At 70.5% G+C, this 24975-nt stretch carries 22 protein-coding genes; 17 read left to right on the top strand and 5 right to left on the bottom strand.

What is annotated here, in order from left to right; genetic code table 11:
• Positions 1 to 139: 139 nt before the first annotated feature.
• Positions 140 to 1120 (bottom strand): ferrochelatase, encoded by a 981-nt coding sequence (locus ACSDR0_RS40015; protein ID WP_435294172.1) that lies wholly within the window; start codon positions 1118 to 1120, stop codon positions 140 to 142.
• Positions 1121 to 1213: 93 nt separating this feature from the next.
• Between ACSDR0_RS40015 and ACSDR0_RS40010 the strand changes: the two genes are divergently transcribed.
• Positions 1214 to 3235, top strand: a complete 2022-nt coding sequence (locus ACSDR0_RS40010; protein ID WP_435294171.1) for a S9 family peptidase — start codon at positions 1214 to 1216, stop codon at positions 3233 to 3235.
• Positions 3236 to 3397: 162 nt separating this feature from the next.
• Positions 3398 to 4192, top strand: a complete 795-nt coding sequence (locus ACSDR0_RS40005; RefSeq protein WP_435294170.1) for an inositol monophosphatase family protein — start codon at positions 3398 to 3400, stop codon at positions 4190 to 4192.
• Positions 4193 to 4321: 129 nt separating this feature from the next.
• On the opposite strand, the gene ACSDR0_RS40000 is transcribed toward ACSDR0_RS40005, so the two are convergent.
• On the bottom strand, positions 4322 to 4486 hold the full coding sequence (locus ACSDR0_RS40000) for a hypothetical protein (RefSeq protein WP_435294169.1): 165 nt from the start codon (positions 4484 to 4486) through the stop codon (positions 4322 to 4324).
• Between the two features lie 222 nt (positions 4487 to 4708).
• Between ACSDR0_RS40000 and ACSDR0_RS39995 the strand changes: the two genes are divergently transcribed.
• From ACSDR0_RS39995 to ACSDR0_RS39970, 6 genes are all read left to right on the top strand, one after another.
• A complete protein-coding gene (locus ACSDR0_RS39995) occupies positions 4709 to 5362 on the top strand; it encodes a response regulator transcription factor (RefSeq protein ID WP_435294168.1) in 654 nt (217 codons plus the stop codon).
• An 80-nt stretch (positions 5363 to 5442) separates the two neighbouring features.
• Positions 5443 to 6768: a sensor histidine kinase gene (locus ACSDR0_RS39990; protein WP_435294183.1), complete on the top strand. Its 1326-nt coding sequence runs from the start codon at positions 5443 to 5445 to the stop codon at positions 6766 to 6768.
• Positions 6769 to 7040: 272 nt separating this feature from the next.
• The gene (locus ACSDR0_RS39985) at positions 7041 to 7340 is read left to right on the top strand and encodes a DUF4193 domain-containing protein (protein WP_030914836.1); all 300 of its coding nucleotides are present in this window, start codon (positions 7041 to 7043) and stop codon (positions 7338 to 7340) included.
• Positions 7341 to 7421: 81 nt separating this feature from the next.
• Positions 7422 to 8378: a hypothetical protein gene (locus ACSDR0_RS39980; protein ID WP_435294167.1), complete on the top strand. Its 957-nt coding sequence runs from the start codon at positions 7422 to 7424 to the stop codon at positions 8376 to 8378.
• Positions 8379 to 8433: 55 nt separating this feature from the next.
• Positions 8434 to 9882: an alpha,alpha-trehalose-phosphate synthase (UDP-forming) gene (locus ACSDR0_RS39975; protein WP_435294166.1), complete on the top strand. Its 1449-nt coding sequence runs from the start codon at positions 8434 to 8436 to the stop codon at positions 9880 to 9882.
• A 333-nt stretch (positions 9883 to 10215) separates the two neighbouring features.
• Entirely contained in the window at positions 10216 to 11622 is a 1407-nt protein-coding gene (locus ACSDR0_RS39970; protein ID WP_435294165.1) for a serine hydrolase domain-containing protein, read from the top strand.
• 202 nt (positions 11623 to 11824) lie between these two features.
• Here ACSDR0_RS39970 and ACSDR0_RS39965 read toward each other — a convergent pair whose 3' ends face one another.
• Entirely contained in the window at positions 11825 to 12121 is a 297-nt protein-coding gene (locus ACSDR0_RS39965; RefSeq protein ID WP_435294164.1) for a DUF4235 domain-containing protein, read from the bottom strand.
• A 112-nt stretch (positions 12122 to 12233) separates the two neighbouring features.
• Here ACSDR0_RS39965 and valS point away from each other — a divergent pair, with 112 nt between their 5' ends.
• The 7 genes from valS to ACSDR0_RS39930 all read left to right on the top strand — a co-directional run bounded on the left by valS (position 12234) and on the right by ACSDR0_RS39930 (position 19713).
• Positions 12234 to 14777, top strand: coding sequence for a valine--tRNA ligase (valS, locus tag ACSDR0_RS39960; RefSeq protein ID WP_435294163.1), 2544 nt, complete (start codon positions 12234 to 12236; stop codon positions 14775 to 14777).
• A 677-nt stretch (positions 14778 to 15454) separates the two neighbouring features.
• Positions 15455 to 16762, top strand: a complete 1308-nt coding sequence (locus tag ACSDR0_RS39955) for an AI-2E family transporter (RefSeq protein WP_435294162.1) — start codon at positions 15455 to 15457, stop codon at positions 16760 to 16762.
• A gap of 11 nt (positions 16763 to 16773) precedes the next feature.
• Positions 16774 to 17328 carry a PaaI family thioesterase gene (locus ACSDR0_RS39950; RefSeq protein WP_435294161.1) on the top strand — a complete coding sequence of 185 codons (555 nt, stop codon included), beginning with the start codon at positions 16774 to 16776 and terminating at the stop codon, positions 17326 to 17328.
• Positions 17325 to 17768 carry a dUTP diphosphatase gene (gene dut / locus ACSDR0_RS39945; protein WP_435294160.1) on the top strand — a complete coding sequence of 148 codons (444 nt, stop codon included), beginning with the start codon at positions 17325 to 17327 and terminating at the stop codon, positions 17766 to 17768. The genes ACSDR0_RS39950 and dut overlap by 4 nt, the downstream gene beginning before the upstream one ends.
• A 132-nt stretch (positions 17769 to 17900) precedes the next feature.
• Positions 17901 to 18575: a DUF3710 domain-containing protein gene (locus tag ACSDR0_RS39940; RefSeq protein ID WP_435294159.1), complete on the top strand. Its 675-nt coding sequence runs from the start codon at positions 17901 to 17903 to the stop codon at positions 18573 to 18575.
• Positions 18576 to 18624: 49 nt separating this feature from the next.
• On the top strand, positions 18625 to 19017 hold the full coding sequence (locus ACSDR0_RS39935) for an OB-fold nucleic acid binding domain-containing protein (protein ID WP_386197991.1): 393 nt from the start codon (positions 18625 to 18627) through the stop codon (positions 19015 to 19017).
• 33 nt (positions 19018 to 19050) lie between these two features.
• The gene (locus ACSDR0_RS39930) at positions 19051 to 19713 is read left to right on the top strand and encodes a DUF3159 domain-containing protein (RefSeq protein ID WP_435294182.1); all 663 of its coding nucleotides are present in this window, start codon (positions 19051 to 19053) and stop codon (positions 19711 to 19713) included.
• Between the two features lie 348 nt (positions 19714 to 20061).
• Here the strand turns inward: ACSDR0_RS39930 and ACSDR0_RS39925 are convergent, their stop codons facing one another.
• Together ACSDR0_RS39925 and ACSDR0_RS39920 are read right to left on the bottom strand one after the other, a co-directional pair.
• Entirely contained in the window at positions 20062 to 20733 is a 672-nt protein-coding gene (locus ACSDR0_RS39925) for a potassium channel family protein (RefSeq protein WP_435294158.1), read from the bottom strand.
• A complete protein-coding gene (locus ACSDR0_RS39920) occupies positions 20733 to 21398 on the bottom strand; it encodes a potassium channel family protein (RefSeq protein WP_435294157.1) in 666 nt (221 codons plus the stop codon). The genes ACSDR0_RS39925 and ACSDR0_RS39920 overlap by 1 nt, the downstream gene beginning before the upstream one ends.
• Before the next feature lie 116 nt (positions 21399 to 21514).
• On the opposite strand from ACSDR0_RS39920, the gene ACSDR0_RS39915 reads away from it, so the two are divergent.
• A complete protein-coding gene (locus tag ACSDR0_RS39915) occupies positions 21515 to 23557 on the top strand; it encodes an APC family permease (protein WP_435294156.1) in 2043 nt (680 codons plus the stop codon).
• A 66-nt stretch (positions 23558 to 23623) separates the two neighbouring features.
• Entirely contained in the window at positions 23624 to 24871 is a 1248-nt protein-coding gene (locus ACSDR0_RS39910) for a class I SAM-dependent RNA methyltransferase (protein ID WP_435294155.1), read from the top strand.
• Positions 24872 to 24975: the final 104 nt, after the last annotated feature.

Below are 24975 nucleotides of genomic sequence, written 5' to 3'. Positions count from 1 at the left end.
CCCGCACCCGCGACCGCCCTCGACCCGATGAGCGCCCGCGACCCGTGATCACCCGTGACCCGATGACCGCCCTCGACCCGGTGGTCACCCGCGGCCTCGTGGCCGTCGTCGGTCCCGCGCCTACCGCGCCTGCCCGTGGCTATCCGCGGCGGCGCGGCGGGGCCGGGCAGCAGGTGGCCGCGCACGCGACGGGCTCCGGCTCGGCGAGCAGCTCCCCGACCATCGAGACGAACCGAGGGTGGGTCCCGGCCGTGGACGCCCTGACCAGCGGCAGGCCGATCTTCCTCGCCGTGTCCGCGGCCTCCACGTCGAGGTCGTAGACGACCTCCATGTGGTCGGAGACGAAGCCGATCGGCACCAGCACCACCGCCGGGGCGTCGACCTCCAGCAGGTGGTCGCAGACGTCGGGTTCCAGCCACGGGATGTGCGGGGCGCCGCTCCGGCTCTGCCAGACCAGGTCCCACGCCCTGCCTCCGCCGTCTCCGCCGTCGCCGCCCACCTCGGCGGTGACCAGCGTCGCCGCCCGGCGCAGCTGCGCCTCGTACGCGCCGCCGCCGGGTCCGGCCGTCGCGGCCATCGAGATCGGGATGCTGTGAGCGGTGAAGACCAGCCGCGCGGAGTCCCTGAGCTCGGCGGGCAGCCGGTCCAGGGCCTCACGGGTGTGATCGGCCATCGCCGTGATGAAACCGGGGTGGTCGAAGTAGTGCCGGAGCTTGACGACCTCCGGGGCGCCCTCGACCGCGGCCCTGGCGAGCGCGATGTCGTCGATGTACTGGCGGCAAGCCGAGTACGAGCTGTAGGCGGCGGTGACGAAGGCCGCGGCCCTGCGTACGCCGTCCGCCGCCATCTGGTGGAGCGTGTCCTCCAGGTAGGGGTGCCAGTTGCGGTTGCCCCAGTAAACCGGGAGGTCAACGGTCGGTTTCACGGCCTCGATCAGGTCGCGGCACTGCTGGTTGATCGGGCTGACCCCTCCGAAGCGCTGGTAGTGCGCCTCGACCTCCAGCAGCCGCTCGCGCGGGATCCCCCTGCCCCGGACCACGTTCTCCAGGAACGGCATCACGTCGTCTGGTTTCTCCGGGCCCCCGAACGAGACGACGAGAAGTGCGTCGTAATTCCCCATGACATTTATCAAACCGTATGCCGGGGGGTCCTCTCGCATGGTCACCTGGAGTGGTTCGTTATCAACAAGGTTTGTGGATGCATGTTCGGATGCATGTTCGGAGACGATCGCCGGGGTAAGTTCGAAACCGTGACCCCATTTAACGACATCCGCGATTATGTCGGCGTGCCGCGGGTGGCATCCCTGCGGCTATCCCCCGATGGAGCGCGCCTGGTCAGCGTGGTGCAGGCGCTTAATCCCGACGGAAGATCCTACGGGACCTCCCTGTGGGAGGTCCCTCTCGACGGCCGCCGGCCGTACCGGCTGACCAGATCCGTCAAGGGCGAGGCCGGGGCCGAGTTCACGCGAGGCGGCGACCTGCTCTTCGGCTCACGCCGGCCCGACCCGACCGTCAAGGAGGCGGACGAGGAGGTTCCCGCGCTCTGGCTGCTGCCCGCGGCCGGAGGCGAGGCCCGGCAGATCGCCTCCAGGCCCGGGGGCATCGCCGGTTTCGTGACCGGCGGCAGGACCGTGGTCTTCTGCTCCGACGTGCTCCCCGGCGACGAGGCGGGCGAGGCCGAGCGGCGCAAGACACGCAAGGACGCGGGGATCAGCGCGATTCTGCACGAGAGTTACCCGGTCCGCTACTGGGATCACGACCTCGGTCCCGGCGAGCCCCGGCTGTTCGCGGGCACCCTGGGCGACGAGGAGCGGCTGACCGACGTCAGGGACCTCACCCCGCAGCCAGGCAAGGCGCTGTCGGGCCACAGCGCGTGCGACGTGACGCCGGACGGCTCCACGGTCGTGACGACCTGGGGCGTGTCGATGCCGCAGGGCGAGCTCCGCTTCGAGCTGGTCGCCATCGACACGGCCGACGGCGGCGCCCGGCGGGTCCTGGCCGCCGCGGACGACCACGACTTCGACGGGCCGGTCAGGGTCTCCCCCGACGGGCGCCTGGTCGCGTGCGTCAGGAACAACCACGCCGACATCGACCGGATCCCCGAGAGCACCCTGTGGATCGTCGACCTGGCGACCGGGGAGGGCCACCCGGCGGGCGGCGCGCTCTGGCCGTCCGACGTCGTCTGGGCACCCGACTCCCGCTCGCTGTTCGTGGTCGCCGACGACCACGGCCGCCGCCCGATCTTCCGGGTCCCGGCCGACGGGTCCGCGCCGGAGCGGCTCACCCTCGACGACGCCGCGTACTCCTCGCTCAACGTCGCGCCCGACGGCACCGTCTACGCGCTGCGCAGCGCCGTGGACGCGCCCGCGGCCCCGGCCAGGGTGGCACCGGACGGCACGGTGGAAAAGCTGGTCTCCCCCGTCCCCGAACAGGAGCTGCCCGGCACGCTCACCGAGGTCACCGTGACCGCCGACGACGGCGCGGAGATCAGGGCCTGGCTGGTGCTGCCCGAGGGCGCCTCAGAGAAGAACCCCGCCCCGCTCCTGCTGTGGATCCACGGTGGCCCGCTGGCCAGCTGGAACGACTGGTCCTGGCGCTGGAATCCATGGGTCATGGCCCAGCACGGTTACGCCGTGCTGCTGCCGGATCCGTGCCTGTCCACCGGTTACGGGCCGGACATGATCCGGCGCGGCTGGGCCGACTGGGGCCCGCGCACCCACGCGGACCTGATGGCGATCACCGACGCCGCCCTGGAGCTTCCCGAGGTCGACCCCGACAGGACCGCCGCCATGGGCGGCTCGTTCGGCGGCTACATGGCCAACTGGGTCGCCGGGCACACCGACAGGTTCAGGGCGATCGTCACCCACGCCTCGCTCTGGAACCTCGACCAGTTCGCCGGGACCACCGACGCCTCCATGTACTGGCAGCGCGAGTTCGGCTCCCCGGGCACCGGCCTGTACGCGAAGCTCTCCCCGCACCTGTCGCTGGAGAACATCTCCACCCCGATGCTGGTCGTCCACGGCGACAAGGACTACCGGGTCCCCATCGGGGAGGCGCTGCGCCTGTGGTGGGACCTGCAGCGCTCGGAGGTGGAGTCGAAGTTCCTGTACTTCCCCGACGAGAACCACTGGGTGCTCAAGCCGGGCAACGCGGTCGTCTGGTACGAGACCGTTCTGGCCTTCCTCGACCAGCATGTCCTCGGGCGCGAGTGGAAGCGTCCGGAGTCGCTGTCGTGAGCCCGGCGCGGCGAGCGGGGATCGCCGTGGGCCGGGAGCGGCGCGGGAGGACCGGGGGGCCGCCGGGACGGGTGGGGAATGCCGTACGTTCGGTTGGGCATGGGGGTGGCGGCGGGTGCCGTCATGAGCCCGCCGGAGCGAGTGAGGAGTGGTGAGGGGATCGTGGACAGCGCCGTGACCTTCGGCCGGCTGGCGGAGGAGATCGCCAGGGAGGCCGGTGAGATGCTGCTGGCCAAGCGGCCGGCCCGGCCCGAGGTGCTCGTCACCAAGTCCAGCCCCACCGACGTGGTGACCGCCCTGGACCGGGCCTCTGAGGATCTCATCAGAGACAGGATCAAGGCGGTCAGGCCCGAGGACGCGATCCTCGGCGAGGAGGGCGGCTCCACCGGCGAGGGCAGGGTCCGCTGGGTCGTCGACCCGATCGACGGGACCGTCAACTTCCTGTACGGGGTGCCCGAGTGGGCGGTCAGCATCGCGGTCGAGGTGGACGGCGAGGTGATCGCGGGAGTGGTCAACGTCGTGCCTCGCGGCGAGGTGTTCACCGCCGTCAGGGGCGGGGGCGCGTGGCTGGCGGGGGAGCGGCTGAGCTGCAACACCGGCGTACCGCTGAACCGGGCACTGATCGCCACCGGGTTCGGCTACGAGAGCGGGCGGCGCGAGGTGCAGGCGGAGGTGCTCCGCCACGTGCTGCCGCGCGTGCGCGACATCCGCAGGGGCGGCTCGGCGGCCTCCGACCTGTGCGCGGTGGCGGCGGGGCGGGTGGACGGCTACTACGAGCGCGGCCCCCAGTACTGGGACTACGGGGCCGGGGCTCTCATCGCCACCGAGGCCGGGGCCAGGGTCGGCGGGCTGGAGGGCAGGCCGGCCAATCCCGGCCTCACCCTGTGCGCGGCGCCCGGCCTGTTCGAGGAGCTGCACGACCTGCTGCTCCCGCTCGACCCCGAACGCGACGCCTGACCCTCGAAGAGCGCGAAGCCCGATCTTCGGAGAGCGATCGGCACTCCCCGTCCCGGCCCCGGTGTGAGGGGCGGGGCGGGGAGTGGGTGAGGGAGCCCCCCGGCCGGTCGGCCGGGGGGCTCCCTCCCATCAGCGCTGAATGGGAACGCCGTTGTCTGTGGCTAGACGGTGGAGATCCTCGATCTCGGCGGTGAAGGTGTCGGCGAGGTAGTCGTCGCCGGAGGACCTGGCCTCCTGCAAGTTCCTGTGTGCCTGGTCGAGGCGGTGTTCGATTGTCGTGGTGAACTCGCCCATCTCACCTTCTTTCTCACGGGCTCATGGGGACGGAAGATACCGCGATAGAGACTGGAACCGGCTGTACCCAGGGTGAACCACGAGCTAAACCTGTGTGTTTCCGACATCACACGGAGTGCCCGCTCTCGTGAGGGCCTTACCGTGTGCTTACAGGTGGTGAGGGGAGAATGGGGAGCCGTCCCAGCGGTTGCTCAGGGAATGTGACGGGAGGTGCCATAGGCCGTGCGAGTGCTTGTGGTTGAGGATGAGCGGGTGCTCGCCGACGCGATCGCGACCGGTCTCCGGCGCGAGGCGATGGCCGTGGACGTGGCCTACGACGGTGCCGGGGCGCTGGAGCGGACGGGATACATCGACTATGACGTCATCGTCCTGGACCGGGACCTGCCCAAGGTCCACGGCGACGAGGTCTGCCGCCGCCTGGTGGCCTCCCGTACCGCGTCGAGGATCCTCATGCTGACCGCGTCCGGTGACGTCGACGACAAGGTGGAGGGGCTGGGGCTGGGGGCCGACGACTACCTGGCCAAGCCCTTCGTGTTCATCGAGCTCGTCGCGCGGGTGCGGGCGCTCGGCCGCCGTTCGGCCCCGGCCCTGCCGCCGGTGCTGGAGCGGTCGGGGGTCCGCCTGGATCCCGGCAAGCGGCTGGTGACCAGGGAGGGCGCGGAGATCGCGCTCACCAAGAAGGAGTTCGCGGTCCTGGAGGAGCTGATGCGCGCCGAGGGCGCGGTCGTCAGCCAGGAGGACCTGCTGGACAAGGCCTGGGACGAGAACATCGACCCGTTCACCAACGTGGTGCGCGTGACCATGATGACGTTGAGAAAGAAACTGGGCGAGCCCCAGGTGATCGAGACGGTGCCCGGAGTCGGGTACAAGCTGTGAGCGCTCCGGCAGGCGGGGGAGAGGAACGCCCGACGTTCGTCCCGGTGGGCGAGAACCGCGAGTCGGTGCCGACCCACCCGATGATCAGCCCTCACTCCGAGCGGGGCGTCTGGAGGAGCGAGCGGCTGGAGTCCGGGCCCCCCGAGGGGGAGGGGAAGGCGGGTGAGCAGCCACCGCCGCCGACCGGCCCTCCCGCGTGGGACGGGCCGCCCCCGGTGGGCGCCGCTTCGGCCCCGAGGACCCCGCTGGACCGGCTGCGGTCGGTCATGGACCGGGTCAGCATCCGGTGGCGGCTGACCATCACCTACGCCGTGCTGTTCTTCACGGCGGGCGCCCTGCTCATGGTCGTGGTCTACCTGATGGTGGGCTGGGCGCTCTACGCGGCGTGGCCGGCCTTCCCGTTCGACGAGCTGAAGGAGCTGGTCGGACCGGATGTGGCGGCCAACGTCAAGCGGGAGTGGTACTGGCAGCAGCACGTCGCGATCTCCGGGACGCAGCGGGAGATGCTGGCCCGCTCGCTGCTGGCCCTGGTGGGGGTCGGCATCCTGGCCGTCATCATCGGCTACATCGTCGCCGACCGGGCGCTCAAGCCGATCCAGCAGATGACCGCCACGGCTCGCAAGCTGTCGGGTTCCACGCTCGCTCACGAGCGGATCGACCTCAAGGGGCCCGACGACGAGCTGAAGGAGCTGGCCGACACCTTCGACGCGATGCTCACCAGGCTCAATGTGGCCTTCGACACACAACGAAGATTCGTGGCCAACGCCTCGCACGAGCTCCGCACCCCCCTGACGATCAACCGGACGGTCCTGGAGATCGCCCTGGGTGATCCGGAGGCCTCGGGTGACCTCAAGGCGCTCGGCCGCACGCTCCTGGAGGTCAACGCCCGCAACGAGCGCCTGATCGAGGGCCTGTTGCTGCTGGCGCGCAGCGAGCGCGAGCTGAGCGTGCGCAAGCCGGTGGACATGAAGGACGTCGCCGAGACGGCCGTCGACCAGCTCGCCGCGAGGGCCGAGGAGGCCGGGGTCACCGTGATCACCGAGCTTCGCGGCGCCGAGACCGTCGGCGATCCGGTGCTTCTCGAGCGGTGCGTGGCCAACCTGGTGGAGAACGCCATCAAGCACAATCTCTCCGACTCCGGACGTCTGTGGGTCAGGACGGGAATGGTGGAGGGTGCGTTGGTTGTTCAGGTGGCCAACACGGGGCCGCATGTGCCCGCGTACGAGGTGAACAGCCTTTTCGAGCCGTTCCGGCGGCTCAACGCCGACCGGGTCGACTCGGACAAGGGGGCGGGGCTCGGGCTGTCCATCGTCCGCGCGGTCGTGCGCGCCCACGGGGGCAATGTGACCGCCATCCCCAGGGACGGAGGAGGTCTGGTGGTCACCGTGCGACTTCAGTCACGTTGATCCGGCGGGGGGCGTCTCGTTCACGCCGTACATGTGGTTGGATGTGCCGTCGAACACGGTGGTGCATGCCGCCGATGCTGTGGTTTACGCCATATTTGGCTAACCGTTGCCATTGGCAGTACGTCCCTCACGTGTAGGGAGGTTCAGTGACCATTCCGGCGGGGTACCGAAGCAGGAATCTCTCTGGCGGATCGGGCACAAGTCGTGCCTCTCGAACGTTACACACGCGCAAGTTAGCGCAGACAGATAGATGAGGGGGATGGAGCAGACCGATGGCTACCGATTACGACAGCCCACGCAAGACCGACGACGACCTCAGCGAGGACAGTCTTCAGGAACTGCAGGCCCGCCGTACCGACAAGTCCTCGGGCAGCATCGACATCGACGAGACGGATCTCGCCGAGTCGCTCGAACTGCCGGGCGCGGACCTGTCAAATGAGGAGCTCTCGCTCCGGGTGATCCCTCGTCAGGCCGACGAGTTCACCTGTGCGCGCTGCTTCCTTGTGCACCACCGCAGTCAACTTGCCGTTGAAAAGAACGGCCAGCAGATCTGCCGGGAATGCGCGGCTTGAGATGATTCCGATGGCCTGTCCGAGGTGTGCTCTTCCAGGTATGGGTAGGGCCTCAGGACAGCCTTGAGGAGGTTCCGAGACATGACGTCAGAGAACAGGCAGACCGGTGCCGCGCCGGACGACTCCACGGCCGAGGAGTCGGACGGCGCGCCTGATCACAAGGTGGCCGCGGACGGTGGCCCTGACCGCGAGGTGGCCGTGGAGCGCGGGTCCGATCGGGAGGTGGCCACGAACGGTGGGCCCGGTCACACGGTGGCCGCGGACGACGCGCCTGATCACACGGTGGCCGCGGGCGGCGAGTCCGATCGGGAAGTGGCCGAGATCGTCGGCAGGCTCGCCGAGCCGGGCGACATGGACGGGGCCGAGCGGCGGAGGCTGCTCGGCCGTCTCACGAAATCACTGGCACGAGGGGCGCAGAGGGCCAAGGCGTCGGGAGAGAGCCGGGGTCGCTGGCTGACCGACGTTTTCATGGCCGTGGCGCCCCGCATCCCCATCCGCGACCTGCGGACCCTCTCCGAGCATCACCACGGTCTCACCTCCGAGGCGCTGGCCGACGACCTGGTACGCACCGCGACCAAGGGGACCATGACGGTCGGGGCCATCGGCGGGGCCGTCGCCGCCGCCGAGTTCGCCGCCCCTCCCCTCCTGCTCTCCGCCCCCGCCCAGCTCGTGGCCGAGACCCTCGTCGTGGCCGCGATCGAGGTCAAGCTCATCGCCGAACTCCACGAGGTGTACGGGATCCAGGTGCCGGGCACCGGCTCCCAGCGGGCCATGGCCTTCGCGATGGCCTGGTCCAAGCAGCGCGGTGTCGACCCCATGGCCCCCGGGACGATGACCGTGGCCCTGGGCACCGCGGCCAAGACCGCCCTGCGCAACAGGCTGATGCGCACCCTCGGACGCCACCTCACCACCTTCGGCCCGTTCCTCACGGGCGCCGTGGCCGGAGGGTTCCTCAACCGCGCCGCCACGAAGAAGCTCGGTGAGGTCGTACGGGCCGATCTGAGGGTCCATCGGGCCCTCCCACCTGGAAAGTCATAGAAACTTCTCAAACGGGTAGTTAATTCAGTAAGCCCCCGACTACCTGGAGGAATCTGTGCTGGGCCGCAGCGCATTTGTGATCGTCGCCAACCGTCTCCCCGTCGACCGAGTCGGGGAGGACATGTGGCGGCGTAGCCCCGGCGGCCTCGTCACCGCGATCGCCCCCGTCCTGCAGCGAAGAGAGGGGTCCTGGGTCGGCTGGCACGGCGCCCCCGACGAGAGCCTCGAACCCTTCGAACACGACGGCATGCAGCTCGTCCCCGTCCCGCTGTCCGAATCCGAGGTCGAGCTCTACTACGAGGGCTTCTCCAACGCCACCCTCTGGCCGCTCTACCACGACGTGGTCGCCGCCCCCGCCTACTCCCGGGTCACCTGGGAGGCCTACCGCACCGTCAACGAGCGCTTCGCGGAGGCCGCCGCCGAGGAGGCCGCGGAGAACGCCGTCGTGTGGATCCAGGACTACCAGCTCCAGCTGGTCCCGGCCATGCTGCGCAAGCTCCGCCCCGACCTGCGCATCGGTTTCTTCCTGCACATCCCCTTCCCGCCGGTCGAGCTGTTCTCCCAGCTGCCGTGGCGGCGCGAGATCGTCGAGGGCCTCCTCGGTGCGGACATGGTGGGGTTCCAGCGCCCGGGTGGCGCGTCCAACTTCATCCGGCTCTGCCGCCGGCTGCTCGGCCTCCAGCACCACAAGCACGAGATCTACGTGGGGGACCGGGTGGTGCGCGCCGGGGCGTTCCCCATCTCCGTCGACTTCGGCGAGCTCGACTCCCTGGTCAGGGAGCCGCACATCATCTCCAGGGCCAGGGAGATCCGCGCGGAGCTCGGCGACCCCGAGTGCATGCTGCTCGGCGTCGACAGGCTCGACTACACCAAGGGCATCGGCCAGCGCCTGAAGGCGTTCGGCGAGCTGCTCTCCGAGGGGGCGATCAAGCCCGGCGAGGCGGCGTTCGTACAGATCGCCACGCCGAGCAGGGAACGCGTCGAGGAGTACATGCGGCTGCGCGACTCGATCGAGCTCCAGGTCGGCCGGATCAACGGCGAGCAGGGGGAACTCGGCCAGCAGCCCGTGCAGTACATGCACCAGTCGTACGGCAGGGACGAGCTCGCCGCGCTCTATCTCGCGGCGGACGTGATGGTGGTGACGCCGCTGCGCGACGGGATGAACCTGGTCGCCAAGGAGTACATCGCCTGCCGCAACGACCTGCGCGGCGCGCTGGTGCTCAGCGAGTTCGCCGGGGCGGCCGACGAGCTGCGCCAGGCGTTCATGGTCAACCCCTACGACGTCGACGGCCTCAAACGGGCGATGCTGACCGCGATGCGGGCCACCCCGCACGACCTGTCGCGCCGGATGCGGTCGCTGCGCCGGAGGGTGTCCACCTACGACGTGGACCGCTGGGCGAAGGAGTTCCTCACCTCGCTGGAGTCCTCGGGGTCCCAGGGTTCCCCGGGCTCTCCGGAGTCCGCTGAGTCCACCGAGTCCACCGAGTCTCCTCAGTCCTCCTGACCCCTCGCCGGGGAGCGACCTCACCGAGAGGGCAGGGAGAGTGACATCACCGAGGGGGAGGGCTCGATCGAGCCCTCCCCCTTCGCCGTGCCGGCCCGGCACGGCGACGGATGCCCAGAACACCCCCGTGCCACCCGTCAGGGGCGGTCCCGGCGGGCTCCGGCCCGGCGTCGCCTCTCGCACCGCCCGCGCGGCCGGGACCACCGTACGGGCGTGACGCGCGGGGGTCCGGGAGGCGACGATGATTCACATGGTCCGGACACGGGCAGCGGATTACCGTCGATCCAGAGCCGGCCGGGGATCCCGGCGAGGTTCACCGGAAGGGTGGCGCGCATGGATGTCGCGGAGATCGGAGCCGAGCTACGCGATTACGCGGAGGACGCGCGGAGAGCGACCGGTACGCCCGGCGGGGTGATCGCGGTGTCGGACGGCTCCGAGACGGCCGAGGTGGCGTGCGGGTGGGCCGACCTCGCGCGGCAGGAGGGGATGACCGCCGGCTTCACGTTTCCCGGCGGGAGCCTGAGCAAGATCTACATCGCGCTCGCGGTCGCACTGCTGGTGGAGCGCGGGGAACTCGACGTCGACGCGCCGCTGTCGGAGTACATCAAGGTGGCGAACCCCCTCGGGGGCGAGCCGTTGACCGTCACGCACCTGCTGACCCACCGTTCCGGGCTGGCCCTGGACACCTACGACGCCGTCATGGGCGTCTCACAGGACGAGGTGATGACGCTCGTCCGGGAGCTGCACGGCCCGGAGTACGGGCAGGTGCGGCAGCGGTGGGTCGCGCGGACCGGCGCGGCGTTCGCGTACTCCAGTCTCGGCATGGCGCTCGTCGCCGCCGTGATCGAACACCTGACCGGCATGCCGTTCGCGCGGTTCGTCGCCGGGGAGATCGCCGTCCGGGCCGTGCTCGGCACCACGTCGTGGCCCGGTGGTCCCGGCTGGGGCCGTGGCGAGAGCATGACGGGGTACATGGGATTCGGCGACCAGGCGGTGCCGACTCCGGTCATCGGCTCGCGGTGCGCGTCCAGCACGGGGGTCGTGACGACGGCCGGGGACCAGAACCGCCTGATGGCGAACCTCCTGGGAGGGGAGGGCGGGCTCCTGCGCGCCGAGACCCTGCGGTGGCTGACGACGCCCCGGGTGGAGTACACGTTTCTGGGCCGCCCCATCGGGATGCACATCGGTGCCGGTGTCCAGCTCCGCAACGTGGGCACGCGAGAGTTCGCGGTGGGACACAACGGGGCGTACCCATTCGGCTGGTGGTCGGCGTCGTGGACGTATCCCGATCTTGGACTGGCCGTGACCGCCGCGGGCAACCGGTGGGACATGCGGCAGTACATGGAGATCGAGCCGACCTGGGCGTGGCAGGTCGCGCAGGAGGCGGCACGGCTCAGGGCCGGGGGCGCGCCACGGCATCCGGGCGGGCGCTCGCGGTCGTACGTCGCCGGGATGGTCACCGGCGGGCGGTTGCACGGCCTTCTCGGCGTCGGGCAGCGGATCGGCGAGGACGAGCTGACCGAGATGGTCGCGGGGACACGGCGGGTCGAGCGCGGCGAGCCGTGGACCGGCGAGGCGTTCACGGACGGGTTGCGCATGATGGAGTCCGCGCGCACGGCGGCCGAGATCCGGGCGAGGGTCGCCGCCGAGGGCGGGCTGGCGGAGACCGTCGACCTCACCGCGCTGGCGTGGGGTGAGCGGCGCGGCGGGACCATGATGGTGAGCAGGGAGTACGACTGACAGTGATGATTTTCATGGTGACGCTGCGGCGGGTCTGACCCGCCGACTGACTGACGTCTCGACTGTCCTGCTCGTGCGCCCTTCGGCGTGACTTCCGAAGGTCAGGCCCGTGCCGCTCGCGCGACACCTCCGCGGACCCCCGCCTCACCGGCCTGAGCCGCCGAGCCCGCCGCGCGTCCGGCGGCGGGGCACGGCCTCGCCGTCAGGTGGTGACGTCTCTGGCCGCGTCCTTCACGGCCTTCCACGCGTTGTAGCGCTTCCTGGCGGTGCGGGCGACCACGATCTGCGTCACCTGCATGCCGACCCCCATCACCACGGCGTAGCCGATCGCCTCACCGAGGCTGATCTCCAGGGACTCGTTGTCGACGGGCGGCTTCTTGCCGGTGGCCTTCTCCCAGGCGAACCCGATGACCTTCTTCGCCCCCCAGGCGGTGGCGAGGCCCAGGAGGCCGCCGATGGCCTTCCACGCCATGTCCTGCTTCTCGGTCTTGTCGGCCATGTGGTCCTCCCGTTTGCGGTTCGCCCCAAGAACACTAGTCTCCCCGAGCGTCCCATCGCGTGAAGCCATACCATAGGGAGGCATGACACAACAGCGACCGCGCCCTGCGCCCATGCCCGAGAAACCGACTCTCGATGGCCTGGAAGCCGTATGGTCGGGCCGTTGGGAGACCGAGGGAACCTACCGTTTCGACAGGTCACGCACGCGCGAGGAGATCTACTCGATCGACACCCCGCCGCCGACCGTCTCCGGTTCCCTCCACGTGGGCCACGTCTTCTCCTACACCCACACCGACACCATCGCCCGCTTCCAGCGCATGCGCGGACGCGAGGTCTTCTACCCCATGGGCTGGGACGACAACGGCCTGCCCACCGAGCGCCGGGTGCAGAACCACTTCGGCGTGCGCTGCGACCCCTCGATCGCCTACGACCCCTCGTTCGAGCCCCCGGCCAAGCCCGACCCCAAGCGGCAGATCCCGATCTCGCGCGGAAACTTCATCGAGCTGTGCGAGCGGCTCACCGTCGAGGACGAGCGGGTGTTCGAGGAGCTCTGGCGCCGCCTGGGCCTGTCGGTCGACTGGTCGCTGACGTACGCCACCATCGGCGACGCCGCGCGGGCGGCCTCCCAGCGGGCCTTCCTGCGCAACCTGGCCAGGGGGGAGGCGTACGTGGCGCAGGCGCCCACGCTGTGGGACGTCACCTTCCGCACCGCCGTCGCCCAGGCCGAGCTGGAGGACCGCGAGTGGCCCGGCGCCTTCCACCGGCTGGGCTTCAGCCTGTCCGAGGAGCAGCGGGCCAGGGGGTTCGGTGACCGGGTCTGGATCGAGACGACCCGTCCCGAGCTGCTGCCCGCCTGCGTCGCGCTGGTCGCCCACCCGGACGACGAGCGTTACCGGCCTCTGTTCGGCACCACGGTCAGGACGCCGCTGTTCGGCGTCGAGGTGCCGGTGCTGGCCCACCACCTGGCCGAGCCGGACAAGGGCTCGGGCATCGCGATGATCTGCACCTTCGGCGACGTCACCGACGTCGTCTGGTGGCGCGAGCTCGACCTGCCCACCCGCGCCGTCATCGGCTGGGACGGCAGGCTGCTGCCGGACGCGCCCGAGGGCGTGCCGCGGGAGCCGTACGCCGAGCTGGCGGGCAGGACCGTGCACGGCGCCCGCGAGCGGATCGCGGAGCTGCTGCGCGCGTCGGGTGACATGGAGGGCGAGCCGCGGGCCGTGAGGCGCGCGGTGAAGTTCTACGAGAAGGGCGACCGGCCGCTGGAGATCGTCACCACCCGCCAGTGGTACATCCGCAACGGCGGGCGCGACCTCGCCCTGCGCGACGCGCTCCTGACGCGCGGCGCGGAGCTGTCCTGGCACCCGCCGCACATGCGGGTCCGCTACGACAGCTGGGTGCAGGGCCTGGCGGGCGACTGGCTGATCTCCCGGCAGAGGTTCTTCGGCGTGCCCATCCCGGTGTGGTACCCGCTGGACGACGAGGGCGAGCCCGACCGCTCCGCGCCGATCGCGCCGCCGGAGTCCGCGCTGCCGATCGACCCGTCCGCCGACGCCCCGCCCGGCTACACCGAGGACCAGCGCGGCAAGGCGGGCGGCTTCATCGGAGATCCGGACGTCATGGACACCTGGGCCACCTCCTCGCTGACGCCGCAGATCGCCGGGGGCTGGGAGCGCGACCGGGACCTGTTCGAGCGGGTCTTCCCGATGAACCTGCGCCCGCAGGCCCACGAGATCATCCGGACCTGGCTGTTCTCCACCGTGGTCCGCGCCCACCTGGAGGGGGGCACGCTGCCCTGGAGCGACGTCGCGATCTCCGGGTGGATCCTCGACCCCGACCGCAAGAAGATGTCCAAGTCCCAGGGCAACGTGGTCACCCCGCTCGGCCTGCTGGAGCAGTACGGCTCCGACGCGGTCCGTTACTGGGCGGCCAACGGCCGTCCCGGCACCGACACGGCGTTCGACACCGGCCAGATCAAGGTCGGCCGCCGCCTGGCCATCAAGATCCTGAACGCCTCCAGGTTCGTCCTGGGCCTGGGCGAGGGGGGCGGGGAGGTCACCGAGCCGATCGACCTGTCGATGCTGGCCCGGCTGTCGGAGGTGGTCCACGAGGCCACCGAGGCGTTCGAGGGCTACGACTACACCCGCGCCCTGGAGCGGACCGAGCGGTTCTTCTGGGAGTTCTGCGACGACTACCTGGAGCTGGTCAAGGCCAGGGCCTACGACGACGCGAACACCGCGGACGGGAACGGCGACGGCGAGGGCACGGCGGCGGCGCGTTCGGCGCACGCGGCGCTGCGCGAGGCGCTCGACGTCATGCTCCGGTTGTTCGCCCCGTTCCTGCCCTTCGTCACCGAGGAGGTCTGGTCCTGGTGGCGTGAGGGCTCGGTGCACCGGGCCGCCTGGCCCCAGGCGCGCGAGCGCGGAGGCGATCCCGAGCTGCTGCCCGTGGTGGCCGCCGTCCTCGGCCGGGTCCGCAAGGCCAAGTCCGACGCCCGCCTCTCCATGCGCGCGGAGGTCTCCCGGCTGACCGTCACCGGCGCGCGGGCCGACCTCGTGCGCAGGGCCCAGGACGACCTGTGCGGCGCGGGCGTCATCGACGAGTTCGTGCTCCACGAGGGCGAGGGAGACCTGCTGGTGGAGGTCGCCCTCACCTGACTCCGGGCGCACGCGAATCTGTCCTCCCCGTCGGGGGCTCCTGTCGTACGGTCGAGGCAGGACAGGTGAGAGGAGGACAGGCATGCCGCCAGGATGTGGCAACTGCAGCTGCTACCTCGAAGACAGGGTGATCTCCCGCCCGCCGGACGAGCGCTGATCCCAGCCGGGTGAGCGCCTGCCCCTGACCGGGCGGGCGCTCACCCCGGCCGGGCGGCCGCCTCCGCCGGTGGGCGCGTTCCCGACGGGCGTCGCACGGCCGGCCGCCGCTTCTCGTGTCCGGGCGATCGGAGATGCCGGGCGCGGACCCCTGGCTTCAGCCATGGGGTAAGCCCGTCTCGGGCGCGAGCGTGCGGGACCGGAGCCCGGGACGCGGCACCTCCTGTGCGGGTCAGGTTTCAGTGGTCGAACGGGCGAGCGATGACCAAGCTTTCCCGGGCTGCCATCGCACTATCTTTACCGCCGGGAGGGCGGAGTCCGTAGAGCCCGGACCGGGCCTGCGGGCTGGGGCGAGGAAAACCCTGGGCGACCGGGGGCCGGAAGGCCGACCGCCAGGCGACAGCAGCGTAGGCCCGCGCATAGTCGCAGGTCCGGGCCGGCTGGAATCCTCCGGATTCATCCGTGGGGAGCGCTGCAAAACCCTCGCGCATTTCCCTTCCCGGCGTGACAGTCTGGATTATGTGATCTCCGACCGGGAACGCCTGACCAGCCTGGTGCCGCGCACGCTGCTACGCATCGCGATGTGGAGCCTCTGCCTGATCATCATCGGCTGGGCCGTCTTCTACTTCGCGCAGTTCATCGCGACGTTGCGCATCGTGGTGCTGCCGGTGGCCGTCGCGCTCCTGCTGACGGCGCTGCTGTTCCCGCTCACCCGGCGGTTTCGCGCGATGGGCATGCGGCCCATCTACGCCACCTGGCTCACGATGATCATCGCGCTCACCGTGCTCGGCGGCACCGGCTGGATCATCGGGGTGCGTGCCAACGACGAGTTCCCCGGCCTCGTCGACCAGATGCGCGCGACGGCCAAGACCGTCGAGAACTGGCTCTACACCGGGCCCCTGCACCTGCAGCCGACCCAGATCACCAGCTGGGTCGACGAGATCGGCAAGCAGATCACCACCCAGCGCAACCAGATCACCCAGACGGTCCTCACCGGTGCCACGGTGGCGCTGGAGGTGCTGGCCTCCATCGTGCTGCTGCTGTTCGTGACGTTCTTCCTGCTCAAGGACGGCGAGCGGATCTGGTCGTGGTTCCTGCAGGGCTTCGGCGAGGTCGCGCCCCGCGTCGACAGGGCCGGCCGGACCGCGTGGGTGACGCTCTCGCACTACGTGCAGGGCACGGTCGCGGTGGCCGCCGTGCACGGCGTGATCATGGGTATCGTGCTCGCGGGGATGGGAGTGCCGCTCTGGGCGCCGCTCGCGGTGCTGATCTTCATGGCCAGCTTCATCCCCATCGTCGGAATCTTCTTCGCCGGTGCCGTGGCCACCCTGGTCACCCTCGGCGCCAAGGGCCCGATCTACGCCCTGATCTTCCTCGGCATCCTGCTCGTGGAGCAGCAGCTGGAGAACCACGTGCTCCAGCCGCTGATCGTCGGCAGGGTGCTCCACTTCCATCCGTTGGCGATCATCCTGGTGCTGGCGGTGGGCGGCATCCTGGCGGGCATCGCCGGGGCCGCCGTGGCGGTGCCGGTGGCCGCCGTGATCTATCGTGCGCTGCCGGAGCTCATGAGTGATTCCCGTCTGGCCCTGCCACCGGCCCCGCCGCACCCCGATCCCGGTGGCCCCGGCCCCGGTGGTCCCGGCCCTGATCCCGGTGGTTCCCGCGGTCCTGGCCCTGGTCCCGGTGGCTCTGGTGGTCCCGGTGGTTCCCGCGGTCCCGGCGCCGATCCCGGCGGTTCCGGCGATCCGGGCCTCGATCCCGGCGGGCCCGCACCGGCCGGTGCGGAGGGAAAGCCGGTGAATGAGGAATCACCGCAGCCCAGGGGGTAACGTTCTGCCCCGTGACCCGTTCCGCCCTGACCACCCCTCCGCCGGATGCGGCCCGCCCGAGACCGCTTCCCGGCGCGCCGGCTCCCGGCACCCCGCTCGGCCCCCACTACAGCCGCTGCTTCGGTTGCGGCGACGAACACCCGAACGGCCTGCATCTGACCGCCTCCACCCCTGACGGGGTCACGGTGGTCGCCGATTTCACCGTGGGCGAGACCCACCAGGGCGCGCCGGGCCTGGCGCACGGCGGCGTGCTCGCCGCGGCGATGGACGAGGTCATCGGCATGTCCGTGTGGCTCTTCCAGCGCCCCTACGTCACCGGCCGGCTGGAGACCGACTATCTGGCGCCGGTTCCGGTCGGTACCGTCCTGCATCTGCGCGCCTGGTGCAACGGCATGTCCGGCAGGAAGGCGTACCTTGAGGCTGAGGGCCGGATCGGTTCCCCGGACGGTCCCGTCGCCGTGCGGGCCGCAGCGCTCTTCATCGAGGTGGGCATGGAGCACTTCGCCAAGCACGGTGACATCCAGACGATCGCCGACGAGCACCACGAGTACGAGGTGAACCCGTGACCCACACCGTCGAGGTGCTGATCCACCGGCTCGACGCGGACCTGCCGCCGCCCTCGTACGCCCACCCGGGCGACGCCGGCGCGGATCTCCACGCCGCCGAGGACGTCGAGCTCCTCCCCGGAGAGCGGGCCGTGGTCGGCACCGGGCTGGCGATCGCCCTGCCCGACGGGTACGCCGCGTTCGTCCACCCGCGCTCGGGCCTGGCCTCCAGGTACGGCGTGACGCTCGTCAACGCGCCCGGCACCGTCGACGCGGGATACCGGGGCGAGATCAAGGTGACGTTGATCAACACCGACACCAAGAGCGCCGTGCGGCTGCGCAGGGGAGACCGCATCGCGCAGCTGGTGATCCAGAAGGTGGAGAAGGCGGCGTTCCACGAGGTGGACCGGTTGCCGGGGTCGGCGCGAGGCGCCGGCGGGTTCGGATCCACCGGCCGCTGACAGGGAGTGACCCGGTGAGGTGGACGAAGTGGCCGACGGTGATCCGGAGCGCGTCTTCGGACCCGAGGGCCGCCGGCCGCCGCGCCGGGTGGGGGATGAGTGACCAGTGAATCTTCAAGGAGCGTGAGGAAAGTGTTCGGACGTAGCCGTCGTGAGAAGTCCCCGGCCGCCAAGGCCGTGGTGGACGAGGTCGAGAGGGTCCCGGCGCGGGAGTCCGGCCCGTGGGACGCGGACGAACCCCACCCCGAGCGGGAGCGGGTCGACCTCGGAGGCATGCGCCTGCCGGTCGACCCCGGCTTCGAGGTGCAGCTCAACCTGGCCGGTGACCAGATCGTCGGCGCCGTGATCCTGTTCGACGGGAGCGCCCTGCAGGTGCACGCCTTCGCGGCGCCCAAGCGGAGCGGGATCTGGGACGAGGTCAGGGCCGAGCTGGCCGAGGGGGTCAAGAGCGCCGGAGGCACCGCCGAGGAGCGGGAGGGGGCGTTCGGCGTCGAGCTGGCCGCCAGGATCCCCGCGGAGGGCGGCGAGCAGCCGGTCCGCTACATCGGGGTGGACGGTCCACGCTGGTTCCTGCGCGCGGTGATCAGCGGCAAGGCCGCCGAGGACGCCGGGGTCGCCGCGACGCTGGAGGGTGTCGTCCGGGACATAGTCGTGGTACGCGGTGACGAGCCGATGGCTCCCAAGGAGGCGATCGAGCTCCGGCTGCCGCCCGAGGCCAAGCAGGCCGCGGAGCAGCAGGCCGCCGAGCAGCAGGGGCCCGATCTCAAGCCGTTCGACCGTGGGCCGGAGATCGCCGAGATTCGCTGACGGGCCGGATCGCGTACGCTGGTTCGACTCGTGTGTGAAGGAGAGGTCCGTGGGTTCTCAGGAGCCGCATAAACAGGGCGGTTTGCGGGGATTCTTTCGCCGCCTGACCGCCGGCCAGGCCGAGTTGGAGGCCGACGAGCTTCAGCAGGACCTCGACCGTCACGGTGCCACGCCCATCGTCTCGTGCGGCATGCGCCGCCGCTTCTGCGTGACCGGCACCCTGCGGACGGTGACGCTGCGTCCTCGCGGGGGCGCTCCGGCGCTGGAGGCGGAGCTTTACGATGGTTCCGATGTGATCGACCTGATATGGCTAGGCCGCAGGAAGATCGCGGGTATCGAGCCGGGGCGCCTGGTGCTGGCGGAAGGGCTCGTCAGCGTGCAGGATGGCCGCAAAGTCATGTTCAATCCGAGATACGAGCTGCGCCCCGCGGGCGGTGCGTGAGTGATTGACGATCACGAGACGGTGAGGGAGAAGATGACCACCACCGGCGAGACCGCCGCGCACGACACGGTCGAGGCCGCGATCCGCGGCCAGCTTGCCAAGGCTTTCGGCGGGGTGCGGGGCGTCATCGAGGCCGCCGTGCCCACCATCGCCTTCACCGGCATGTGGATCACCACCTCTGACCTGAAGATGTCCCTGATCGTCAGCATCTCGGCCGCGGTGCTGCTGCTCGTCGTACGGCTGGCGCAACGCTCGACGCCGCAGTTCGTGATCAACAGCCTGATCGGCATCGGCATCGGCGCGTTCTTCGCCTCCCGCACCGGCGAGGCGAAGGACGTCTTCCTGCCGGGCATCCTCTACAACGCCGGCTACTCCGTGGTGATGCTGCTGTCGATCGTCACCCGCTGGCCGGTGGTGGGCTTCCTCATCGGCTCCGTCACCGGCGACCCGACCGCCTGGCGCGCGGATCCGGCCGTGGTGAAGCTGTGCACCAGGCTCACCTGGCTGCTGATGATCCCGTGCGTGGTCCGGGTGGCGGCGCAGCTCCCCGTCTTCCTGATCGGTGGGAACGACGCGGTCGCCGAGCTGGGCATCCTCAAGATCGCGATGGGCTGGCCGCTCCAGGTCGCGGCCCTCGCCGCCATGGTGTGGCTCCTGGCCCGAGGCAGGACCCCCGTGCAGCCCGCGGTCTCCTGACCGGCGGGCCCGTCCCGGGGCCCGCCGCCCACTGCCCCCCGCGCCTTCGCGGGGGGTTTTTCCGTTCACCGTCCGCCTGGGAGCCGGTTCGTCTGTGAGCCGGCTTTCCGTGAGCCGGTCCGCCCGTGAGTCGGCCTTCCGGGAACCGGTTCGCCCGTGAGCAGGCTTTCCGGAAGCCGGTCCGCCGGGAGCTGGCCCACCCGGCCCTCCCGCGATCTCTCACGTTCGGTTCCCGCCCGGAAACCACGTCGCCGGTGCTTCCCGCACCCGCGGGAAGCACCGGCGCTGGTGCGGCGCGCGCCATGCCGGGAAGACCGGCTCGGCGTGGCGTGGGGGAAGACCCCCGGCTCAGTGGGGCGTGCGGTGCGGGGACAGGAGCTCGGCCAGCTCCTCCTCGACCTCCTGGCTGGCCACGAACATCAGCTCGTCGCCGGCCTCCAGTGGGTCGTCGGCGGTGGGGACCAGCACCCGCCCCTCGCGCAGGATCGCGACCAGGGCGGTGTCGTTGGGCCACGGCACCGAGCCGGCGCGCTGGCCGACGACCGGCGCGTCCTCGGGCAGGGTGAGCTCGACCAGGTTGGCCTGGCCCTGGCGGAAGGTCATCAGCCGCACCAGGTCGCCGACGCTGACCGCCTCCTCGACCAGAGCGCTCAGCAGGCGCGGGGTCGAGACGGCCACGTCGACGCCCCACGACTCGTTGAACAGCCACTCGTTCTTGGGATGGTTGATCCTGGCGACCACGCGCGGCACGCCGTACTCCGTCTTGGCGAGCAGCGACACCACGAGGTTGACCTTGTCGTCGCCGCTGGCGGCGACGACCACGTGGCAGTCGGCCAGGCCCGCCTCGTCCAGCGAGGAGATCTCGCAGGCGTCGGCGAGCAGCCACTCCGCCCTCGGCACCGTATCGATCTTGATGGCCTTGGGGTCGATGTCGACGAGCAGGACCTCGTGGCCGTTCTCCAGGAGCTCGGCGGCGATCGACCGGCCGACCGCTCCCGCGCCGGCGATGGTGACGCGCATCAGTGCTCCTCCTCCGGCGCCCCGGACAGCACCTTGTTGATGCGTTCCATGTCGGCCTCGACCGCCATGACGTGCAGCACGTCGCCCTCCTGCACCACCGAGTCGTTCCTGGGCAGCAGGGTGTCGCCGATCCGGTTGATGAACGCCAGGCGGGTGCCCGCCGCCGCCTCCAGATCCCTCGTCGGGGTGCCGATCCAGCCGGGGTGGTAGGCCACCTCCGCCAGCACCACGCGCCCGCTGGGGTCGCGCCAGAGCGGCTCGGCCCCCTCGGGCAGGACGCGGCGCAGGATCTGGTCGGCCGTCCAGCGGACCGTGGCCACGGTGGGGATGCCCAGCCGCTGGTAGACCTCGGCGCGCCGGGAGTCGTAGATCCTGGCCACGACGTTGTCCACGCCGAACGTCTCGCGGGCGACCCTGGCGGAGATGATGTTCGAGTTGTCGCCGCTGCTCACCGCCACGTAGGCGCCCGCGGCCTCGATGCCGGCCTCTTCCAGGACGTCCCGGTCGAAGCCCATCCCGGTCACCCTGCGACCCCTGAACCCCGCCCGCAGGCGGCGGAACGCCTGCGGGTCACGGTCGATGATCGCGACCGAATGGCCGCTGTCCTCAAGGATGTGCGCCAGGGTCGAACCAACCCGGCCACACCCCATGATCACGATATGCATGCTCCCCCGCCGGTCGCTGTGAGGCGGATCTTGTTCCCAATGTATTCAGCCAGTATGGACCGCCCCAGGAGTGCCGCGTGAGTGGGGGCGAGTAATAACGACTAGCATCTGCAGACGTGTCGAAGGTGACGGACCTTGTCAAACGCCTTTTCATCGGGCGGGCGCTGCGCAGCACGCAGCTGCACGAGCAGCTGCTTCCCAAGCGCATCGCGCTGCCCGTTTTCGCGAGTGACGCCCTCTCCTCCGTGGCCTACGCCCCGCAGGAGATCCTGGTCATCCTCTCGCTCGCGGGAATCTCCTTCTACCACTTCAGCCCCTGGGTCGCCCTCGCCGTCGTCGTGGTGATGCTCACCGTCGTGGCGTCGTACCGGCAGAACGTGCACGCCTACCCCAGCGGGGGCGGCGACTACGAGGTCGCCACCGTCAACCTCGGCCCGAACGCCGGTCTGACCGTCGCCAGCGCCCTGATGGTCGACTATGTGCTGACCGTCGCGGTGTCGGTCGCCAACGGCGTCGACTACGTGGGCGCCACCATCCCGTACGTCGCCCAGCACAAGCCGCTGGTCGCGATCGTGATCGTCGTGCTGCTGACCGTGGTGAACCTGCGCGGCATCCGCGAGTCGGGCGCGGCCTTCGCGATCCCCACCTACGCCTTCATGTTCGCCGTCCTCGGCCTGGTCGCGTGGGGCGGCTTCCGGGTGCTCGTCCTCGGCGACGAGCTGCGCGCCCCCACCGCCGGGTACGAGATCATCGCCGAGCAGTCGAACCTGACCTCCTTCGCGGCGGCCTTCCTGATCCTGCGCGCGTTCTCCTCCGGTTGTGCCGCGCTCACCGGCGTCGAGGCGATCAGCAACGGCGTGCCCGCCTTCCGCAAGCCCAAGAGCAAGAACGCCGCGAACACCCTGCTGATGATGGGCGTGGTCTCGGTGACGATGTTCGTCGGCATCATCACCCTCGGGCTGGCCTCGGGCGTCAAGGTCGCCGACCCCGCCGTCGCCTACCGCGACGTTCTCATCGACGGCAGGCCCGCCGGGCCCGGCTACTACCAGCAGCCGATCATCGCCCAGGTGGCCGACGCGGTCTTCGGGAACAACTCGCTCCCCTTCTTCCTCATCGCCGCCGTCACCGCGCTGATCCTCTTCCTGGCCGCCAACACCGCCTTCAACGGTTTTCCGGTGCTCGGCTCGATCCTGGCCCAGGACCGTTACCTGCCCCGCCAGCTGCACACCCGGGGCGACCGGCTCGCCTTCTCCAACGGCATCGTGATCCTCGCCGCCGCGGCCTGCCTGCTGCTGTGGGGCTTCGACGCCGACGTCAGCCGCCTGCTCAACCTTTACATCGTGGGCGTCTTCGTGTCGTTCACGCTGAGCCAGATCGGCATGGTCAGGCACTGGACCCGGCACCTGAGGACCGAGAGCGACCCGAAGGTCCGGCACCAGATGTACCGCTCGCGGACCATCAACTTCTTCGGCGGCATCATGACCGCCGTGGTGCTGGTGGTGGTGCTGCTCACCAAGTTCACCCACGGGGCCTGGATCGTCTGCGTGGCCATGCCGGTGCTGTTCCTGATGATGAAGGGCATCCACCGCCACTACGAGAACGTGGCCGCCGAGCTCGCCGTCGCCGAGGACTCCCAGGTGGACGAGACGATACTGCCCGCGCGCAACCACGTCATCGTCCTGGTGTCCAAGATCCACAAGCCGACCCTGCGTGCCCTTGCCTACGCCCGCGCCACCCGTCCCTCCACGCTGGAGGCGGTCACCGTGGGCGTGGAGGGTCCGGAGGCCAGGGCGTTGCAGGAGGAGTGGGAGCGGCGCGGCATCCCGGTGCCGCTGAAGATGCTCGACTCCCCCTACCGTGAGATCACCCGGCCGATCCTGGAGTACGTCAAGTCGCTGCGCCGCCGCTCCCCCCGCGACGTGGTGAGCGTCTACATCCCCGAGTATGTCGTCGGCCACTGGTGGGAGCACATCCTGCACAACCAGAGCGCGCTGCGCCTGAAGGGCCGCCTGCTGTTCCAGCCAGGCGTGATGGTCATCAGCGTGCCCTGGCAGCTGCACTCCTCCGACCGGCTCAAGGGCCGTCCCGAGCCCTTCGCGCCGGGCGCCGTCCGCCGTCCGCGCCAGGAGGCGGCACGGAACGAGGACGTCAAGGCATAACCTTTCGTATGCGCTCCTGACGCGAGGAGGCTCAACCGACGACGAAATTCTCTGGGGGCGACAGCCATGGCGATCGAACTGACGGTAGGACCGGTTGCGCACGGTGGCTGGTGTGTCGCCCGCCATGACGGCCGGGTCGTCTTCGTGCGGCACGCGCTGCCCGGCGAGCGTGTCATCGCCGAGATCACCGAGGAGACCTCCCGGTTCCTGCGGGCCGACGCGGTCGAGATCCTGGAGCCCTCCGCCGACCGGGTGACCCCGCCGTGCCCGTTCGCGGGCCCCGGCCGCTGCGGCGGCTGCGACTGGCAGCACGCCTCCCTCGACGCCCAGCGCCGCCTGAAGGCCGACGTGGTGGCCGAGCAGCTCAAGCGCCTGGCCTCGATCGACTGGAAGGGCACGGTCGAGGAGGTCCCCGGAGCCCCGGACGGTCTCGGCTGGCGGACCCGCGTCCAGTTCGCCGTCGACCGCGACGGCGGCCTGGGCCTGCGCCGCCACCGCTCCCACGACATCGAGCCGGTGGACGCCTGCCTGATCGCCCACCCCGAGGTGGAGAACGTCGGCGCCGAGGTCATGAACTGGCGCCACGCCTCCTCGGTCGAGGTCATCGCCTCCAGCACCGGTGACCAGGCGGTCGTGGTCGCCCCCAAGCCCCGGCGCACGGTGGCCGTGCCCGACATCGACACGAGCGTGGCCGTCTTCGTCGACGAGGGCAAGGGCCGCAGCCGCGTGGTCCACGGCCGCAACCATCTCGTCGAGCGCGTCGCCGACCGAGACTTCCAGGTCACCGGCAGCGGCTTCTGGCAGGTACACCCCGGCGCCGCCGCCACCCTGCTGGAGGCCGTCCTGGAGTTCGCCGCCCCGCAGCCGGGGGAGTGGGCCCTCGATCTCTACTGCGGCGTCGGCCTGTTCGCCGCCGGGCTGGCCGAGGCCGTCGGTCCCGAGGGGGCCGTGTTCGGCGTCGAGTCCGAGTCCGTGGCGGTCCGCGACGCCGAGCGCAACCTCCGCGACCTGCCCCAGGCCCGCTTCGCCAGGGGACGGGTGGAGAACGCCCTCGACCGCTTCGGCATCGAGCGCGCGGACCTGGTCGTCGTCGACCCGCCCAGGGCGGGCCTGGGCCGCGACGTCGTCGACAGCGTGACCACCCTGCAGGCGTCCCGGATCGTGTACGTCTCCTGCGACCCGGCCACCCTCGCCCGAGACCTGGCCTGGTTCGCCGAGCGGGGCTACCGCCTCGCCGACCTGCGCGCCTTCGACGCCTTCCCGATGACCCACCACGTGGAGTGCGTGGCCCTGCTGGTCAGCGAGTCGATATAGGCTCTGACCTGGCGTTATGCAACACGTTGAGGTGCCCAGCAGATTCCGGACAGTCAGCTACATAAGCTGACAGAAGTCTGGAAGAGGTAGGTACGTGACGAGGC

The sequence above is a fragment of the Streptosporangium sp. G11 genome, from assembly GCF_051192615.1.
Classification (GTDB): domain Bacteria; phylum Actinomycetota; class Actinomycetes; order Streptosporangiales; family Streptosporangiaceae; genus Streptosporangium.
Note: the sequence above shows the minus strand (reverse complement) of the source record. Positions and strands in the feature narration are given on the sequence as shown.